Raw genomic sequence first — 16957 nt, 5'->3', positions numbered from 1 at the left:
GGAACTGTCAGGCATGTCTCCGAACATCTGTCAGGTATGTATCCGGGCTTTACATCAAGGCCTGGGATGACGGAGGTTGGGGTTTGCTTCTGCCAAACTCGACGTCGGCGTCTCGGATGATGCGTCACGCTTCCTGATCCAACGTGATCCCGTCCTCTCTCGTGGCATTGACCTCACGCCGCCTTCGTCGCCGCATCGATCGGATGCTGCGAGCGGAAGCCAACGGCAAGGCGGTTCCAGATATTGATCGCGCCGATCGCCACGGTGATCTCGGTCATTTCCTTCTCGGAGAAATGCGCCTTCAGCGCCTCGTAGTCGCCGTCCGGTGCGCCCGTCTTGGCGATATTGGTGACGGCGTCGACCCAGCCGAGCAGGGCGCGTTCGCGGGCATCGTAAACAGGCGATTCCCGCCAGACGCACATCAGGTTGATCCATTGCTCGCCGATCCCATCATGGCGGGCTTCCTTCACATGCATGTCGACGCAATAGGCGCAGCCATTGATCTGCGAGGCGCGCAGCTTGATCAGGTGGATGAAGCGGCGCTCCAGCCCGGAGGACTGGACATATTGTTCGAGGGCGACGACGGCCTTGTAGGCATCGGGAGCGGCTTTGGCGAAATTGAAACGTGGTTGCATGGTCATTCTCCTTGTTGGGGCTCAACGAGCCGTCTTGCGTTCATGAATTTCAAGGAAGGCGCAGCCCCGGGCTGCGATCGATCCATCGTCGAGGGCGGCAAGCTCGATGCCGAGATCGGCAATGCTGGTCTTGGCGAGTTCGGCCCGGTAGACCCGCTCGGCCCGCAGCATCGCCGCACTGATGTTGCAGGGTTTGGCGAAGAAGCGGTCAGAGACCGGGTTCGGTCCGCGCTGGCGGATTTCGGCGCAGCGGAAGGCCGGTGCCGGTCCTTCGACCGCAAGCAAAATGTCGAGCAGCGAAATTTCGTCCGGCGCCTTCGCCAGCCGATAGCCGCCCTTCGGCCCGGGCACGGTATCGAGGATGCCGGCGCCCGACAGCGCCTGCAGGTGTTTGAGCAGATAGCTCGTCGACACACCGTGGAATTCCGCCAGCGCGGCCGCCGAAAGCACGCCGCCTTGGGAAAGGCCGGACAGCATCGCGACGCTGTGAATGGCCTGCTCGACCCCATCGCTCATCTTCATCTGCACGGCCTCCTCAATTCGTGGATAAAAAATATCCACGATTAGGGCGGCTGTCAAGAGGCGCCTTGCTGCTTGCCTTTAACCCTGCGCGCGATAGAAGACGGAAAAAGCCGACAGGGGAACATCATGGCATCCAACGCCTTCGCAGGCCTTCTGAATTCCAGCGCCGATCGCCATTCGCCGTTCGACGACGCCCAGGGCATCGTCGCCGGCAGCATGCTCGCCGTGCTCGGCGTCTCGCTGCTCTCCGGTGCCGGGCTGCTTGCCGGCGGCACGGCGGGCATGGCCTTCCTCGCCCATTATGCGACAGGCTTAAGCTTCGGCCTGTGCTTCTTCGCTGTGAACCTGCCCTTCTATTATCTCGCCTTCCGCCGTCTGGGCCCGGCCTTCACCATCAAGACCTTCGTCGCCATCGGCCTGACCTCGATCCTGTCCGAATTCGTCCCGGGCTTTATCGGCATCACGCATGTCAATCCTATCGCCGGGGCGCTGTTCGGCGGCCTCGTCATCGCCGCCGGCATGCTGGCGCTGTTTCGCCACCGCGCCAGTCTCGGCGGCATCGGCATTCTTGCGCTCTATATCCAGGATCGCTTCGGCTGGCGCGCCGGCTTCGTCCAGCTCGGCTTCGACCTTGTCATCCTGGCGCTCTCCTTCTTCGTCGCCAGCCCCTTCATCATCGCCTGCTCCGTGCTCGGCGCGGTCGTGCTCAACCTGACGCTGGCCATCAATCACCGCAAGGACCGCTATATCGCCATGTGAGCGGAAGGCAGCTCTTCTTTTTCCGCGCTATTTCACTACCTTCCAGGCGTGGACCAGATCGATTCCGAAGCCCGCGCCCTGCTGCCTGCCGCTTTTACCCGCTGGTTTGCGGAAAAGGGCTGGCGTCCGCGCGCCCATCAGCTGGAACTGCTTGCCCGCGCCGAGGCCGGTGAAAGCACCTTGCTGATCGCGCCGACCGGCGCCGGCAAGACGCTCGCCGGTTTCCTGCCCTCGCTCACCGATCTCACCCGCCGCGGCAAAATTCCGCCCGGCTCCGCCTTCACCGGCATCCATACACTCTATGTCTCGCCGCTGAAGGCGCTGGCGATCGATATCGAGCGCAACCTGATGAAGCCGGTCGGGGAGATGGGCCTGCCGGTCACGGTGGAAAATCGCACCGGCGATACGCCGAACGCCAAGCGCCAGCGCCAGAAGCTCAATCCGCCGGATATTCTGCTGACGACGCCCGAACAGGTCGCCCTGCTGCTGGCCAACCGCGAGGCCGAGCGTTTCTTCAAGGACCTGAAATATGTCGTGCTCGACGAGCTGCATTCGCTCGTCACCTCCAAGCGCGGCCATATGCTGTCGCTCGGGCTGGCCCGCCTGCGCCGCCTCGCCCCCGACCTCCAGACCATCGGCCTGTCGGCGACCGTCGCCGAGCCGATGGACCTGCAGAAATGGCTGGTCGCCCGAAAGGAGGTCGGGCAGGAGGAGGGGAGCGAGCATCATGCCGGTCTCGTCGTCGTCGAAGGCGGCGCCAAACCCGATATTTCGATCCTGTCGACCGAAGAGCGTATTCCCTGGGCCGGCCATTCCGCCAAATACGCCATTCCCGATGTCTACAAGCAGCTGCTCGAACACCAGACGACGCTGCTCTTCGTCAATACCCGCAGCCAGGCCGAGATGCTGTTCCAGGAACTCTGGACGATCAATGACGACAATCTGCCGATCGCCCTTCACCACGGCTCGCTCGATGTCGCCCAGCGCCGCAAGGTCGAGGCGGCGATGGCCGAAAACCGGCTGCGCGCCGTCGTCGCCACCTCGACGCTCGATCTCGGCATCGACTGGGGCGATGTCGATCTCGTCATCCATGTCGGCGCGCCGAAGGGCGCCTCGCGTCTTGCCCAGCGCATCGGCCGCGCCAATCACCGCATGGACGAGCCCTCGAAGGCGATCCTGGTGCCGGCCAATCGTTTCGAGGTGATGGAGTGCCAGGCCGCCTTGGATGCCAATTACATCGGCGCCCAGGACACGCCGCCGGTCGGCCGCGGCGCGCTCGACGTGCTCGCCCAGCACGTGCTCGGCATGGCCTGCGCCGAACCTTTCGATATGCTGGAGCTCTACGATGAGGTCACCAGCGCCTCGCCCTATGCCGATCTCACCTGGGAGACCTTCGAGCGTATCGTCGATTTCGTCGCGACCGGCGGTTATGCGCTGCGAACCTATGAGCGCTACGCCCGCATCCGCAAGACCAAGGAGGGCCGCTGGCGCGTTTCCAATCCTGGTGTCGCCCAGCAATACCGCCTCAACCTTGGCACCATCGTCGAAAGCCCGATGCTGAACATCCGCATGGTCAAGCGCGGCGAGGGCGGCCGGATCGGCCGCGGGGGCGCCACGCTGGGCAAGGTCGAGGAATATTTCCTCGAGCAATTGTCGCCGGGCGATACTTTCGTCTTCTCCGGCAAGGTGCTGCGCTTCGAGGGCATCCGCGAGAACGAGTGCCTGGCCTCGCAGGCCTTTTCTCTCGATCCGAAGATCCCCTCCTATGCCGGCGGCAAGTTTCCGCTGTCGACCTATCTCGCCGAGCAGGTGCGGGCGATGATCGCCGATCCCGACCGCTGGCGCCATTTGCCGGATCAGGTGCGCGACTGGCTGTCCCTGCAAACCGACAAGTCGATGCTGCCGAGGCGCGATGAACTGCTGATCGAAACCTTCCCGCGCGGCAGCCGCGGTTATATGGTCGCCTATCCCTTCGAAGGCCGTCTCGCCCACCAGACGCTCGGCATGCTGCTGACCCGCCGGCTGGAGCGGGCCGGCGCCAAGCCGCTCGGCTTCGTCGCCACCGATTATTCGCTGGCCGTCTGGGGCCTGGAGGATATGGGGCTGATGATCGCAAATGGCCGGCTCAGCCTCTCCGACCTCTTCGATGCGGATATGCTCGGCGACGATCTCGAAGCCTGGCTCGACGAATCCTTCCTGCTGAAGCGCACCTTCCGCAATTGCGCCGTGATTGCGGGCTTGATCGAGCGGCGCCATCCGGGCAAGGAAAAGAGCGGCCGCCAGATCACCGTCTCCGCCGATCTGATCTATGACGTGCTGCGCAGCCACGAGCCGGATCACATTCTGCTGCAGGCAACACGGCAGGATGCGGCAACCGGACTTTTGGATATAAGCCGGCTTGGCGATATGCTGATGCGAATCAGGGGCCACATCACGCATCGCCCGCTCGACCATATTTCGCCGCTCGCCGTGCCGGTGATGCTGGAAATCGGGCGCGAGGCGGTGCCGGGCGAAGCCCATGACGCGCTGCTCGCCGAAGCGGCGGACGATCTGATCGCCGAGGCTCTGGCCTGAGACTTGTTTGGGAATACGACCGTGATGAACCGCCTGGCGCTGGCGCGCAACATATCGGGACTGGCCGCGATGCCGGGCATCGAGACATCGGTGAACGGTGTTGCCGCCGTCTGCGATCCGCTCGGCGCCCTCTATCTGCCGGATGCCGGCCTGCTCGTCGTCTCCGACCTGCATCTGGAAAAGGGGGCGGCCTTCGCCCGCCGCGGCATGATGCTGCCGCCCTATGACACGCTGGCGACGCTGACCGTGTTTTCCGCCGTCATCTCGCGTTACGATCCGAAGCTCGTCGTTTCGCTCGGCGACAATTTCCACGATCGCATCGGCTCGAAACATCTGCCGGAGAATTTTCGGGCGCTGATCGTCGGCATGGCGCGCGGCCGCGAATGGATCTGGATCAACGGCAACCACGATCCCGACGGCATCGTCGATCTGCCCGGCGCTTGCGCCGACGAGCTGCATTATGCCGGCCTGACTTTCCGCCACGAGCCGAGGAACGGCCTGCAGAGCGGCGAAATATCAGGCCACCTGCATCCGTCGGCGACAGTGCGCCGTCGCGACAAATCCGTCCGCCGCCCGTGTTTCGCCACCGATGGCGCCCGCCTGCTGATGCCGGCCTTCGGCGTCATGAGCGGCGGCCTCGATCTCGGCCATCAGGCGATGAAAGGCCTGTTCGACAAAGCGTCGCTGGTGGCGCATCTCTTGGGCAAGGATCGGATTTATTCGGTCCGGTACGGGAATTTGCGGGGGTAGCGCTTGTCCCCGATGGAGTGCCACACGGCACACCTTTGAACTTAATCACACCCTTGCAGCTGCTGCTGATACGTCCCGGCCATCCGCGCGAACTTCTGCGCCGTCTGCTGCAATTGCCCGTTCGAGCGCCAGTCGCCGCGCTTATATCCGGTCGGGCCGGAATAATAGGCGAGATAGAGATTATAGGCATCGTTCAGCGGAATGCCGGTCTCGGCGCTGTTCTGCGCGTGATACCAGCCGATGAAATCGATCGCGTCGGCGAAGTTCGCCCGCCGCGCCGTCCAATTCCCGGTCTGCGACTGATAGTGATCCCATGTGCCGTCGAGCGCCTGCGAATAGCCGTAGGCGGTCGAAGGCCGGGTCCAGGGAATGAAGCCGAACAGCTTGGTGCGCGGCGGCCGCGCATAGGGCTGGAAGCCGGATTCGGTATACATCGTCGCCATCAGGATCGGCACCGGCACGCCGTATTTCTTCTCGGTCCGCTCGGCCGCACTCTGCCAGCTCGAGAAAAGCCCGTCGCGCTGATCGAAGACGGCGCAAATATTCCGCGTCTGCTTCGGCGCCGTCGCGCAGCCGGCAAGCAGCGCGAGACCCACGACGGTCAGAACGATACGAGTACGCATGACAAAACCTCTCGTTTCCGAGAGATTACTAACTCGTAAATGTTAAGGACCGGTTTTTAGTCGAATACGAACTTCCCCGGATATTTCCTCGTGCAGCCAGGAATGGCGCCGCGCTTGCGGGCCGTTCAATCCTTGCGGAAGATCAGGCTGGCGCCCCAGCCGGTGATGACTGCGAGAGCCACGGACGCAAAGCCGTAGAGGATCGGCTGGCTGTGCGCCGCATCGGTAATGGTCTGCTCGATGCCGGTCTTGATGACGCGCAGCGGCAGCGATTCCTGGGTCACCAGATTGCCGCTCTTGAAGAGATAGGCGCGCACCGTGTGGACGCCGTTCGGAATGTTCGCCGGCAGCCGCAGGCTCGCCTTGAAAAGGTTGGAGGAAACGAACCGCACGCCGCTCGGGTTGCGGTCGTAGAACCCGCCGCCCTGCTGCAGCCGCCGGAAGGCATCGCGGAATTCGCCGAGATTGCTGCCGTCGCCGACGAAGCCGACCGGCGTCAGCGGAATGTGATCGATGCCGATCCCCTGATCGGTCAGTTCGAGCGGCGTCGTCAGATCATCGATCATCCGCGAACTCGACATCGAATAGGAGTGCGGCACCGCCTCGAAGGTCATCGAGCGCCTATTGACCCAGATGCCGAAGACACGCTCCTTCTTGCGCACCGTCGCATCCTGGCGCGGGCCTTCCAGCACCACGACCACGTCATACTGGCCGATGGCGAGCAGCAGCTGGTCGGTATTCGAGAGCGCCCCGAAGATCGTCAGATCGGCACCGTGAAAATCCGAAGTAATGGCGATTTCGCTGGTCGACGTGCCGATCTCAAGCCCTTCGCGCACCGCTTCGGTGGATTGCCCGGGCAGCCATTGCGCGCCGGCGACCGCCGGCAGCAGGCAGAAAAGCGCAAGAGTGGCGGCAAGCAGGCGCATCAGTTGCCGGCTCCCATCACCACCGAATAGACGTCGGCCGGCGTCACCACCAGCGCGATCGCCAGACGCAGGCCGACGGCGAGCACCAGCAGGCCGAGCAGGGCGCGCAGCTGTTCGCCGCGCAGCTTCTGGCCGACGCGCACGCCGTATTGCGCCCCGACGACACCGGCCACCATCAGAATGAAGGCGAGCACGATATCGACGGAAAAATTCGTCGCCGCCTGCACGATCGTCGTATAGGCGGTGACGAAAATGATCTGGAACAGCGAGGTGCCGACGACGACATTGGTCGGGATGCGCAGCAGATAGATCATCGCCGGCACCATGATGAAGCCGCCGCCGACGCCCATGATCGAGGTGAGGATGCCGATCGCGAAACCGAGCGCGACGATCGGAATGACGCTGAGAAAGATCTTCGATTTCTTGAAGCGCACCTTGAGCGGCAGCTTGTGCACCCAGTGCTGGTGGCCGGGCTTGCGCGGCACCGGCGGTTCGTTGCGCGCGGCGCGCCGCATGGCATTGATGCTTTCGAGCAGCATCAGCCCGCCGACGGTGCCGAGGAAGATCACATACATCAGCGAGATGATCAGATCGAGCTGGCCGATGGCGCGCAGCAGCGAGAAGATCCAGATGCCGACCGTGGCACCCGAGAGACCGCCGATCAAAAGCACCGTGCCGAGTTTGACGTCGAGCGTGCCGCGCCGGAAATGGGTGATCGCGCCCGAGATCGACGACGCCACCACCTGGTTGGCGCCGGTCGCGACCGCAACGACCGGGGGAATATTGTAGAAAATCAATAGTGGCGTGATCAGAAAGCCGCCGCCGACGCCGAACATTCCAGACAGGAATCCGACGGCCGCTCCCATGCCGAGAATGATGAAGATGTTCACCGACAATTCTGCGATGGGCAGATAGATTGTCACAACCGACCCCGAATGATGACCGCGCCTGCCGGGCGGTTTCCGTCACGTCCCCGTTCGAATGCGCACCATACTGTGAAATCGTTGCCAGAGGCTTTCGATCGGCCCCGATTGGCGATGGAGATCGATGGCAGAAGATTCGCCGGATGCGCGGATCGATATGTCCGGACATAATCCGGCTTTTTTCCGGCTTTGTGACAGCCGGCGAAAAATTTGGAAAAACCCTTGCGGCAGAGTGTCGCCAAGCCCGCGCCGAGAGCTGCGGCATCTTCTCTTCTCCCCAGCGGGGAGAAGGTGGCCCGAAGGGTCGGATGAGGGGGCCACACGGCACATCCTTCACCTCATTTACCTATTCCGGCACGCCGATGATAGAAACGATGCCTCTGCAGTCGACGCCTGCAGGAGGAAAGGAACAGCTTCGCGGCCCCCTTCCGCCCTACGGGCACCTTTGCCTGGGTTGAGCCACCGGTCTCAACCCGTCCTTCGGACCCCCGCTGGGGAGAAGAGGGAGTCGAGAGGGCGCGTCCTCAGATCGCCTTGCTGCCCTGCTTGTTGCGTTCGAGCAGCGCCTTGACCGTGGCGTCGGTCACCTTGCCGTCCGGCTCCTGGCCGATCGATTTCTGGAAACTCTTGATCGCGGTCACGGTCTTTGCGCCCATTTCGCCATCCGGCGCGCCGGCGTCGAAGCCGTTATTGTTGAGGATCGCCTGGATGTTGCGGATTGCCTTCTTCATGTCGACGCTTGCCGTCTTCGGGCCCGTTCCCGCCCATTCGTCGGGAATGTCGATGGCGTTGGTGCGGTGGTCGACCGGTTCCGGCTTCCAGAGATCGGCCTTGGCGCGGGCCCGTTCGAGCTGGTCGGGCTTCATGGCGTTGGCGACTTCGTCGCGCTTCTGGGCCGCATCCTTGTCGCCGGCCTTGGCAGCGATCGCAAACCATTTGTAGGATTCTTCGAGATCCGCCGGCACCCCGTTGCCCCTCGCGCAGAGGATCGCCAGGTTGAACTGGCTGTCGGTGATGCCGAGGTTGGCGGCCTTGGTGAACCAGGAGGCCGCCGTCGCATAATCCTGCTGGCCGAGCGCGCCGGAGGCGTAGAGCACGGCGAGATTGTGCATGGCGCTGGCATTGCCCTGGTTTGCCGCCTGTTCGTAGAAGCCCTTCGCCTTGGCGATGTCGCGTTCGACGCCGTTGCCCTTCTCGTACATGCTGCCGAGCCGGTACTCCGCGGGTGCAAAACCCTTGTCGGCCGAAAGCTGGTACCAGCTTGCCGCCTGCTTCTGATCGACCGTCATGCCGTTTCGGCCGTCCGAATAACGCGCGCCGATCTCGAACAGCGCCAGCGGATCGCCGCCCTGCGCCGCATCGGCGAGCGATTTCGGCTGGACGGTGTCGGGAATGGCAATGGTGGCCTGCGGTGCGGGTGCGCCGCCGGCCGGGGTGTTCGCCACGAAGCCCGATGTCTGAGGTACTGTGCCGGCCGGAGCAAATGTCGCGGCCCCTTCGCCGTCGAGCGGCGCTGCCTCGGTCAGATGGTCGCCGGCAGCAGGCGGAGCGGTTTCCGGCTCAGCTCGTTCGGCGGCGGAAGGCGTGGCTTCCAATGCGGGAGCGGTCGTTTCCGCGGTGCCGGCATTCGGCTGGACAGGCGTTGCTTCAGGCAGGGCCGGGGCCGGGTTCTCCGTTGCCCCCGTCAACGCCGAAACTTCCGCCGGCGGCTGCGGCGCGCGCTCGCCGCTCGTCAATGTCCGGGCGAGCGGGAAGGCCATGATGGCGAGCAGCACGGCGCCGACCGCCAGCAGGATCGGCCGCCGATAGCGCGAAAAGGCGCTGGTCTTGCCAGTCTTGTCCGAAGTCTTGTCCGAAGTCTTGTCGGACGTCTTGCCGGCCTTGTCGGCGGTAGCACCCTTCTTTTCGGTCTTGACGGCCTGCTTCGGATTGGCGTCGACTTCCATCGCGGCAGCCTGCGCTGCACGGCGGGCGGCGGCGATATAATCGGCACGATCGGTCTCAGCGGCGGGTTTGCCGCGGGCGGCATTCTGGCTGGCGCGGACGCGCTCGAGAATCTTCTTGACGTCGGGGGCGCCGGAACCCGGCTCAAGCAGTTCGTTTGACGCATCCGTCGGCACCACGTCGGTCGGATCGATCGACGGTGCGGGATCGATCATCGGGCGTTCGGCGGCACGGGCTTCGGTCTTCTTGCCGGGCCGCAGCCGCTTGCCGAGGCTGGCGAGCAGGCTGACCTTGGCCGGTGCCGCTGTCGCAGCCTCCGGCGTCCTGGTCGCGGCTTCGATGGCGATCGCGCTCGTTCCGCTCATGGCAGTAGCCTGCGCCGGCGCGGCAGGTTCGGCCGCGACCTCGGCAGTGCGGATCACCGGAGAGGCCTTCGCCGCCGGGGCCGCGGCCGGCATCTTGTCCATCTCGGCTTCCGCCACCATCAGCGCATAGGGATCGACATCGAAATCGACGTCGGCGACCGGCATCTGGGCACTCACCCGTCCGCCGCGCTCTTCCATGCCGTCGAGGCGGTCGGCGATATGCACCAGCGTTTCGTGCAGCGCCTTGAACGTCTTGTGCGTGCGCTCCTCGCTGTCGCGGCTGATATCCTCGAGGTGGCGCAGATCCTCGGCAAGTGCCGTCAGCGCCGACATGTCGGCGGAGGGCACGCCGCCCTGGGCGCTGCCATTGCGTGCATAGGCTTCGACGACGGCTTCCGCCGCCTGGCGCGCCGCCTCGATGATATATTCGTCGCTGGTCGCCATATAATCTTCGATCGCGCCCATGCGCCGGTCGAGATCGGCGGGGATCGCAGCGCTTTCGCGCGGCTCGCTCATCAGCGCCGAAAGATTGGCGATCTGGTCTTCGAGGCTTTTCAGGGCGCGGGCATCGGTCGGCGCCGCCGCGGTGCTCTCTTCCAGCCGGGCGGCGATATCGCTCAGCCGCCCTTCGAGACGCTGGAAGGCGACGTCGTCGATCGCAGCGGCCTGCGCCGGCTGCTGATAGGCCATCTCGTCGATGCGCCGGGCGAGATAGTCGAGCCGCTGCGCCAGCACATCGTTGACGGCGCCGTTCTCGAGCGCGTCGATCTTGCGGGAAATATCGGAAAGCGGCCCGGTGAGGTCGGGCTGCGGCGCGGTTTTCTGCGTGCGCTCCAGGAGATAGGAAAGATGCTCCAGCCGTTCGTCGAGCCGCGATGTCGCTTCCGCCTTGGTCAGCTCCTCGACGCGCGTCGTCAGCGCCTCCAGCCGCATCGCCAGTTCGTCGGCCGGGTTCACGCGGTTGGCGGCATCATGGCTCATCAGGTCGATCTGGTCGGCAAGCGCCGAAAGCCGGCTTTCCAGCCGCTGCATCAGCGCCGGGTCGTTGGCGGCGGCTGCGCGGCCGCTGGCCGCGATCGCCCGGCTGATCTCGTCGAGCCGCGTATCCATGGCGGCGAACTGCTCGGACATGACCCGGTCGTGCGGCTGGATCATATTGCCGAACTGCTCCATCGCCGTGGCGATGGCAATGAGTTTATCTTCCAGCGCCCGCACCGCCGGGCTTTCGCCCATGCCGCCGATATGGCGCTTGATGTCGTCGAGCCGGTAGGCGAGCGAAACCAGCTCTTCCTGCAGGCCCTCGGTATCGAGTGCGGCAAGCCGGCTCTCGAAACCGTCCCAGCGGTTTTCCATGTGGCGCAGCGAATCCTCGCGCGCCAACCCGTCCATCAGCGAGCGCAGATCCTCGAAATCCTCGCGCAGGCCGGCGGCTTCCGGGCTGCTCGCGCGGCCGGTCAGCTGGCTGATGCTCTGGGCAAGGCGGCCCATGTCGGCGCGCATGTCGTCGGCGAAACGGCCGTCGCCGGCACTTGTTTTGATCTCGCGCAATTCGGCGCGCAGCGCGTTCATCTCGCGGGTGACGCCCTCGGAAATGTCGCGCTTCAGGTCCTGGCGCAGGTTGACCAGCGCCTGGGCGATCTCCGTCATCGTGTCGTCGCCGGCGCGGAAGGCGGGTGCGGCCAACGGCGCGGCGGCGCGCGGCGCCGGTTCGCGCATCTGCGGGGCCGGCTCGCGTGTATAGGGCCGTTCGCGGCCTGCTTCGAGGGCGCGCTGGCGCTGGCGGATTTCGGCGAGCGGATCTGGCCGCGGCTCAAGCGGCGGCCGTGCCGGGCGTGGGGCGTTGGAACTCGCATAGGGATCGCGCTCGGCCGTTGCCGTGCGCGGCCGCTGTTCGCGCCCACTGCCCATCAGACCTTCGATGCGGGCCTCCAGCCCTTCGATCGTGCGGTTCAGCGCATCGAGCGAGGTCCTGTCGGACTGTCGGGAAGGATTTGATCGCGATCCGTTCATCTTCTTGCTCGCTTCGACTGCTCGACCTCTCGTCAGAGCTCGATCCTTGGCTTATCCCTCTGCTGCCCACGGCTTTGCCGCGGACCGGAGCGCACCATTCATGAGAAGATAGTCAATTAGACTTTCCTCAAGCTGAACGATGTAGCGGCATCCTTAGAAACGCGAGACTGGGGTAAGGAATGCGGATTGCTACTGCTCAATCGGCACCTTTCACGAAACGTGGTAAACAAGCCGTTAATATCGATGAGAATTTTTTAACGTTTATGGTCGAAAGGCCGCTTTTGGCGGCAATTGCCGCTGAATTCGTCAGATCGGACGGCCGCCACGGCTCAGGCGGGCCGGGGATATTGCAGCTCGATCTTCACGCCTTCGGGGCCGTAAACGAAGACCTGTCCGAGGTCGGTGTCGGGAATATCGTAATATTCGTAGCGGTAGCCGCTTGCCTTGATGCGCTCTAGCGCCGGCCCGAATTCATAAAGGCTGAAGGCGACATGGTTGAAGATGCCGGCCGGAAAATCGGTGTTGCGCGATGTCAGGCTGAGATGGATCACCGGCAGTCCGTCGAGATAGAGCCAGTGGCCGGGCGAGGCGAAAGGTGGGCGATAGCCTTCCTTGACGCCGAGCAGGGTTTCGAAAAAGCCGATCATTCCAGGGGCATCACGGGTTTCGATGGTGACATGATCCAGGCGCGGCATCGGTATCCTCCCAGCCAGCGTTGACGGTAAAGTCTAGCTTGTACGAACCCGCCGCGAAAGTTGCTTCGTCAGCCTGCAGTGGAGCTCAGAAACTCTTCGTCCACGGCTTCCGCCTCGGACGAATTCAGTGCGGTTGCGCCGCATCGATCGAATAGGCGCTGATGCGTGAGAGATGGATGAAGGAAAGGCCGGTTTCCGCCGCCCAATCGTTGAAGGCCTGCTGGATCAGCGGCTGGTCCTTCTTCGCCGTGCCGGAGGCAGACAGCGGCACGCCGGCCGATCTCAGGCAGGCGAGAACGTCCATCGTGGCGACGAAGCTGTCACGGCCGATGCCGCGCAGGAAATATTGCCCGGTCATGCCGCCGAGCCGGCTGCCGCGTTTGCTCAACAGCTCGAGTAGGCCGATCTGGTCCTCGCGCGGCCAATCGGCGAAGAAGACGCCGGCGCTGCCGTGTTCCCTTGCCAGTTCCCTGACGAAGGCGGCATTGGCGCGAACCGACATGATCTTCGCGCCGTTGCGGATGATCCGTTCGTCCGAAGTCAGCTCGTGCCAATAGTCGTCGGGCGCGATATTCAGCATTGCCGGATCGAAACCGGAAAAGGCCGCTTCGAAACCCGGCCACTTCGCATCGATCACCTTCTGGACGAAACCGCTGTAGAAGATGCGCCTTGTCATGTCCGCCAGAATGCGATCGTCCGACATGGCGCGCAGCCGGTCGTGATCCGGCCGGTGTTTCTCCAGCAACGCCTGCAGTGCTGCCGCTCCGCCCTTTCGCTGCTCGGCACGCTGCCTGATCGCCTCGAAACTGATCATCCCGGCGATCCTCCTTTGGCATTCCCGAATGGCGGGTTGAACGACGCTTCCGCTTATACGCCATTCCCGGATGGACAAGGAAGGGGAGATGATGCCTCGTGCCTTTCGCGTGCTTCACGACCGGCAGATTCGCCGTTTGAAATTTTTTCGTAAAAAGCGGGCAAGGCTGCAGATTTTGACGTTTACGCAAACGTCAATATTTTGTAAGACAGTGCCCGAGGCCGGCGCGGTCCGGTCAACCGAATGGGAGGAATTCGCAAGATGCCAGTCTACAAGGCCCCGGTAAACGATACGCTCTTCGTCCTGAACGACGTGCTGGGCCTCGAACGCTACAACAATCTTCCCGGTTTTGCCGATGCGACACCCGATCTGATCGAAGCGATCCTCGGCGAGGCGGCCAAGGTGGCCGAGGAAGCGCTCTTCCCGCTGAATTATTCCGGCGATCAGCAAGGCTGCACGCGCCACGACGATGCCAGCGTCTCGACCCCGAAGGGCTTCAAGGAAGCCTATAAGGCCTATCGCGAAGGCGGCTGGATCGGCCTTGCGGTGCCGGAGGAATTCGGCGGCCAGGGGCTTCCCTACACGCTGCACACCGCCGTCGGCGAATATACCTCTGCCGCCAACATGTCGCTGATGATGTATCCCGGCCTGACGCAAGGGGCGATCGCCGCAATCCTCGTTCACGGCACGGACGAGCAGAAGAGCACCTATCTGCCGAAGATGGTCGACGGCGCCTGGTCCGGCACCATGAACCTGACCGAGCCGCATTGCGGCACCGATCTCGGCATGCTGCGCACCAAGGCGGTGCCGCAGGCCGACGGCAGCTACAGGATCTCGGGCCAGAAGATTTTCATCTCGGCCGGCGAACACGACCTGGCCGACAATATCGTCCATCTGGTGCTCGCCCGCATCGAAGGTGCGCCCGAGGGCACCAAGGGAATTTCGCTGTTCATCGTTCCGAAATTCCTGGTCGGCGAGGACGGTGCGCTCGGCGCCCGCAACGCCGTCTCCTGCGGTGCGATCGAACACAAGATGGGCATTCACGCCAACGCCACCTGCGTGATGAATTACGACGAGGCGACCGGTTACCTGATCGGCGCGGAAAACCGCGGCCTCAACGCCATGTTCGTGATGATGAACGAGGCCCGCCTGATGGTCGGCCTGCAGGGCATCGCCATTTCCGAGGTCGCCTATCAGAACGCCGCCGCCTACGCCCGCGACCGCATCCAGGGGCGCTCGCTGTCCGGCGTCAAGGCGCCGGACAAGAAGGCCGATCCGATCATCGTGCATCCCGATATCCGCCGCACGCTGATGACCATCCGCGCCTTCAACGAGGCCGGCCGCGCCTTCCTGCTCTGGACCGCGCTGAAGTCCGATATCGCCCACCGGTCCGCCGACGAGAAGGAGCGCCAGACGGCCGACGATATTCTCGGCCTCGTCACCCCCATCCTCAAGGGCGTGATGACCGACAAGGGCTTCGATCATGCCGTCATGGCCCAGCAGGTCTTCGGCGGCCACGGCTATATCGAAGAACACGGCATGAGCCAGTATGTCCGCGATGCCCGCATCGCCATGATCTATGAAGGCGCCAACGGCATTCAGGCGCTCGATCTCGTCGGCCGCAAGCTCGCCTTGAACGGCGGCCGCGCCGCCATGGCCCTTTTCAAGGAGATCGGCGATTTCTGCGAGGAGAACCGCGGCAACGAGAAGCTCTCCTTCTTCACCAAGCATCTGAAGAAGGGCTTGAACGACGTCCAGGGCGCGACCATGTGGTTCATGCAGAACGCCATGGCCAAGCCCGACAATGCCGGCGCCGGCTCGACCGACTACATGCACCTCTTCGGCCTCGTCGTTCTCGGCTATATGTGGGCAAAGATGGCCAAAGCCGCCGAGGACGGGCTTGCATCGGGCGATGCCGCCCGCGAGGATTACCTGAAGAACAAGCTGATCACGGCGAGGTTCTTCATGGAGCGCATCATGCCGGAAACGGCACTGCGCAAGGCCCGCATCGAGACCGGCGCCGACACGATGATGGAGCTGGCCGCCGAGGCGTTTTGAGCCGTTTCTCCCTCCCCCTTGTGGGGAGGGCTGGGGAGGGGTCTTTCCCCCTCCTTCCAAGATTTGAGGCAAGATAGATTGCCGCCAGGGAGATGAGGAAATGACCGAGGTTTTCATTTACGATCACGTCCGCACGCCGCGCGGCCGCGGCAAGAAGGATGGCGCCCTGCATGAGGTGCCCTCCGTCCGCCTGGCGGCCAAGACGCTGGAAGCGATCCGCGACCGCAACGGGCTCGACACCAAAACCGTCGACGACATCATCATGGGCTGCGTCGATCCGGTCATGGATGCCGGCGCGGTCATTCCCAAGGCTGCCGCCTTCGAAGCCGGTTATTCCACCCGGGCGCCCGGCATGCAGATCTCCCGTTTCTGCGCCTCCGGCCTCGATGCCGTCAATTTCGGCGCCGGCAAGATCGCCCAAGGCGCCGACGACATCGTCATCGCGGGCGGCGTCGAAAGCATGTCGCGCGTCGGCTTGGGCATGTCCGGCGGCGCCTGGTTCATGGACCCCTCGGTGAATTTCCCGGCCTATTTCATGCCGCAGGGCGTCTCGGCCGATCTCATCGCCACCAAATACGGTTTCAACAGGACCGATGTCGACGCCTATGCGGTCGAGAGCCAGAAGCGCGCCGCCCATGCCTGGGAAAACGGCTGGTTCGACAAGTCGGTCGTCCCGGTCAAGGACCAGAACGGCCTGACGATCCTGGCAACGGACGAGCATATGCGCCCCGGCACCGACATGCAGGCGCTTGCCTCGCTCAATCCGTCCTTCCAGATGCCCGGCGAGATGGGCGGCTTCGAGGCCGTCGGCATCCAGGCCCATCCGGAGATCGAGCGCATCAACTACGTCCATCATGCCGGCAATTCCTCCGGCATCGTCGATGGCGCCGGCGTCGTCCTGCTCGGCTCCAAGGCCGGCGGTGAAAGCATGGGGCTCAAGCCGCGCGCCCGCATCAAGGCCTTCGCCAATATCGGCTCCGATCCGGCCCTGATGCTGACCGGCCCGGTCGATGTCACCGAGAAGCTGTTGAAACGCACCGGCATGCGCCTAGCCGATATCGACCTCTTCGAGCTGAACGAAGCCTTCGCCGCCGTCGTGCTGCGCTACATGCAAGCCTTCGACATCGGCCACGACAGGATCAACGTCAATGGCGGCGCCATCGCCATGGGCCATCCGCTCGGCGCCACCGGCGCGATGATCCTCGGCACGGTGCTGGACGAGCTTGAACGCCGCGACCTCAACACCGCGCTGGTGACGCTCTGCATCGGCGCCGGCATGGGCACGGCAACGGTTATCGAACGCGTTTGACGGGATCTGAACCCTCCCCTTTTGGGGAGGAGCTTCACGGCAAGAAAATT

13 protein-coding genes are annotated in these 16957 nt (G+C 63.8%); 5 read left to right on the top strand and 8 right to left on the bottom strand.

Annotated elements, in window-relative coordinates; genetic code table 11:
* Positions 1-173 precede the first annotated feature (173 nt).
* Together CO666_RS30980 and CO666_RS30975 are read right to left on the bottom strand one after the other, a co-directional pair.
* On the bottom strand, positions 174-635 hold the full coding sequence (locus CO666_RS30980) for a carboxymuconolactone decarboxylase family protein (protein ID WP_097615786.1): 462 nt from the start codon (positions 633-635) through the stop codon (positions 174-176).
* A 21-nt stretch (positions 636-656) separates the two neighbouring features.
* A complete protein-coding gene (locus tag CO666_RS30975) occupies positions 657-1157 on the bottom strand; it encodes an RrF2 family transcriptional regulator (protein WP_097615785.1) in 501 nt (166 codons plus the stop codon).
* 126 nt (positions 1158-1283) lie between these two features.
* Here CO666_RS30975 and CO666_RS30970 point away from each other — a divergent pair, with 126 nt between their 5' ends.
* From CO666_RS30970 to pdeM, 3 genes are read left to right on the top strand one after another with little or no spacing between them, the layout of a single operon-like run.
* On the top strand, positions 1284-1916 hold the full coding sequence (locus tag CO666_RS30970) for a YitT family protein (RefSeq protein WP_097615784.1): 633 nt from the start codon (positions 1284-1286) through the stop codon (positions 1914-1916).
* 48 nt (positions 1917-1964) lie between these two features.
* Positions 1965-4490, top strand: coding sequence for a ligase-associated DNA damage response DEXH box helicase (locus CO666_RS30965; RefSeq protein ID WP_097615783.1), 2526 nt, complete (start codon positions 1965-1967; stop codon positions 4488-4490).
* Positions 4491-4514: 24 nt separating this feature from the next.
* Complete coding sequence (pdeM, locus tag CO666_RS30960; RefSeq protein ID WP_097615782.1) at positions 4515-5240, top strand: ligase-associated DNA damage response endonuclease PdeM; 726 nt, start codon at positions 4515-4517, stop codon at positions 5238-5240.
* A 41-nt stretch (positions 5241-5281) separates the two neighbouring features.
* Here the strand turns inward: pdeM and CO666_RS30955 are convergent, their stop codons facing one another.
* From CO666_RS30955 to CO666_RS30925, 6 genes are all read right to left on the bottom strand, one after another.
* The gene (locus tag CO666_RS30955; protein ID WP_097615781.1) at positions 5282-5863 is read right to left on the bottom strand and encodes a transglycosylase SLT domain-containing protein; all 582 of its coding nucleotides are present in this window, start codon (positions 5861-5863) and stop codon (positions 5282-5284) included.
* A 125-nt stretch (positions 5864-5988) separates the two neighbouring features.
* Entirely contained in the window at positions 5989-6789 is an 801-nt protein-coding gene (locus tag CO666_RS30950) for a TIGR02186 family protein (RefSeq protein ID WP_097615780.1), read from the bottom strand.
* Positions 6789-7712 (bottom strand): sulfite exporter TauE/SafE family protein, encoded by a 924-nt coding sequence (locus tag CO666_RS30945; RefSeq protein WP_097615779.1) that lies wholly within the window; start codon positions 7710-7712, stop codon positions 6789-6791. Before CO666_RS30945 ends, CO666_RS30950 begins: the two co-directional genes overlap by 1 nt.
* A 524-nt stretch (positions 7713-8236) precedes the next feature.
* Complete coding sequence (locus tag CO666_RS30935) at positions 8237-12031, bottom strand: peptidoglycan-binding protein (RefSeq protein ID WP_097615777.1); 3795 nt, start codon at positions 12029-12031, stop codon at positions 8237-8239.
* 329 nt (positions 12032-12360) lie between these two features.
* A complete protein-coding gene (locus CO666_RS30930; RefSeq protein ID WP_097615776.1) occupies positions 12361-12726 on the bottom strand; it encodes a VOC family protein in 366 nt (121 codons plus the stop codon).
* Positions 12727-12850: 124 nt separating this feature from the next.
* A complete protein-coding gene (locus CO666_RS30925) occupies positions 12851-13540 on the bottom strand; it encodes a DNA-3-methyladenine glycosylase I (protein WP_097615775.1) in 690 nt (229 codons plus the stop codon).
* A gap of 261 nt (positions 13541-13801) precedes the next feature.
* Between CO666_RS30925 and CO666_RS30920 the strand changes: the two genes are divergently transcribed.
* Positions 13802-15598 carry an acyl-CoA dehydrogenase C-terminal domain-containing protein gene (locus tag CO666_RS30920; protein WP_097615774.1) on the top strand — a complete coding sequence of 599 codons (1797 nt, stop codon included), beginning with the start codon at positions 13802-13804 and terminating at the stop codon, positions 15596-15598.
* Positions 15599-15698: 100 nt separating this feature from the next.
* Entirely contained in the window at positions 15699-16907 is a 1209-nt protein-coding gene (locus CO666_RS30915; protein ID WP_097615773.1) for an acetyl-CoA C-acetyltransferase, read from the top strand.
* Positions 16908-16957: the final 50 nt, after the last annotated feature.

The organism is Rhizobium chutanense (assembly GCF_002531935.1).
In the GTDB taxonomy this organism is placed as follows: domain Bacteria; phylum Pseudomonadota; class Alphaproteobacteria; order Rhizobiales; family Rhizobiaceae; genus Rhizobium; species Rhizobium chutanense.
Note: the sequence above shows the minus strand (reverse complement) of the source record. Positions and strands in the feature narration are given on the sequence as shown.

Excerpts from the sequence above, each read along its gene's own strand:
- CO666_RS30980 (WP_097615786.1), bottom strand. The coding sequence starts at position 635 with ATGCAACCACGTTTCAATTTCGCCAAAGCCGCTCCCGATGCCTACAAG.
- CO666_RS30975 (WP_097615785.1), bottom strand. The coding sequence starts at position 1,157 with ATGAAGATGAGCGATGGGGTCGAGCAGGCCATTCACAGCGTCGCGATG.
- CO666_RS30970 (WP_097615784.1), top strand. The coding sequence starts at position 1,284 with ATGGCATCCAACGCCTTCGCAGGCCTTCTGAATTCCAGCGCCGATCGC.
- pdeM (WP_097615782.1), top strand. The coding sequence starts at position 4,515 with ATGAACCGCCTGGCGCTGGCGCGCAACATATCGGGACTGGCCGCGATG.
- CO666_RS30955 (WP_097615781.1), bottom strand. The coding sequence starts at position 5,863 with ATGCGTACTCGTATCGTTCTGACCGTCGTGGGTCTCGCGCTGCTTGCC.
- CO666_RS30950 (WP_097615780.1), bottom strand. The coding sequence starts at position 6,789 with ATGCGCCTGCTTGCCGCCACTCTTGCGCTTTTCTGCCTGCTGCCGGCG.
- CO666_RS30935 (WP_097615777.1), bottom strand. The coding sequence starts at position 12,031 with ATGAACGGATCGCGATCAAATCCTTCCCGACAGTCCGACAGGACCTCG.
- CO666_RS30930 (WP_097615776.1), bottom strand. The coding sequence starts at position 12,726 with ATGCCGCGCCTGGATCATGTCACCATCGAAACCCGTGATGCCCCTGGA.
- CO666_RS30925 (WP_097615775.1), bottom strand. The coding sequence starts at position 13,540 with ATGATCAGTTTCGAGGCGATCAGGCAGCGTGCCGAGCAGCGAAAGGGC.
- CO666_RS30920 (WP_097615774.1), top strand. The coding sequence starts at position 13,802 with ATGCCAGTCTACAAGGCCCCGGTAAACGATACGCTCTTCGTCCTGAAC.
- CO666_RS30915 (WP_097615773.1), top strand. The coding sequence starts at position 15,699 with ATGACCGAGGTTTTCATTTACGATCACGTCCGCACGCCGCGCGGCCGC.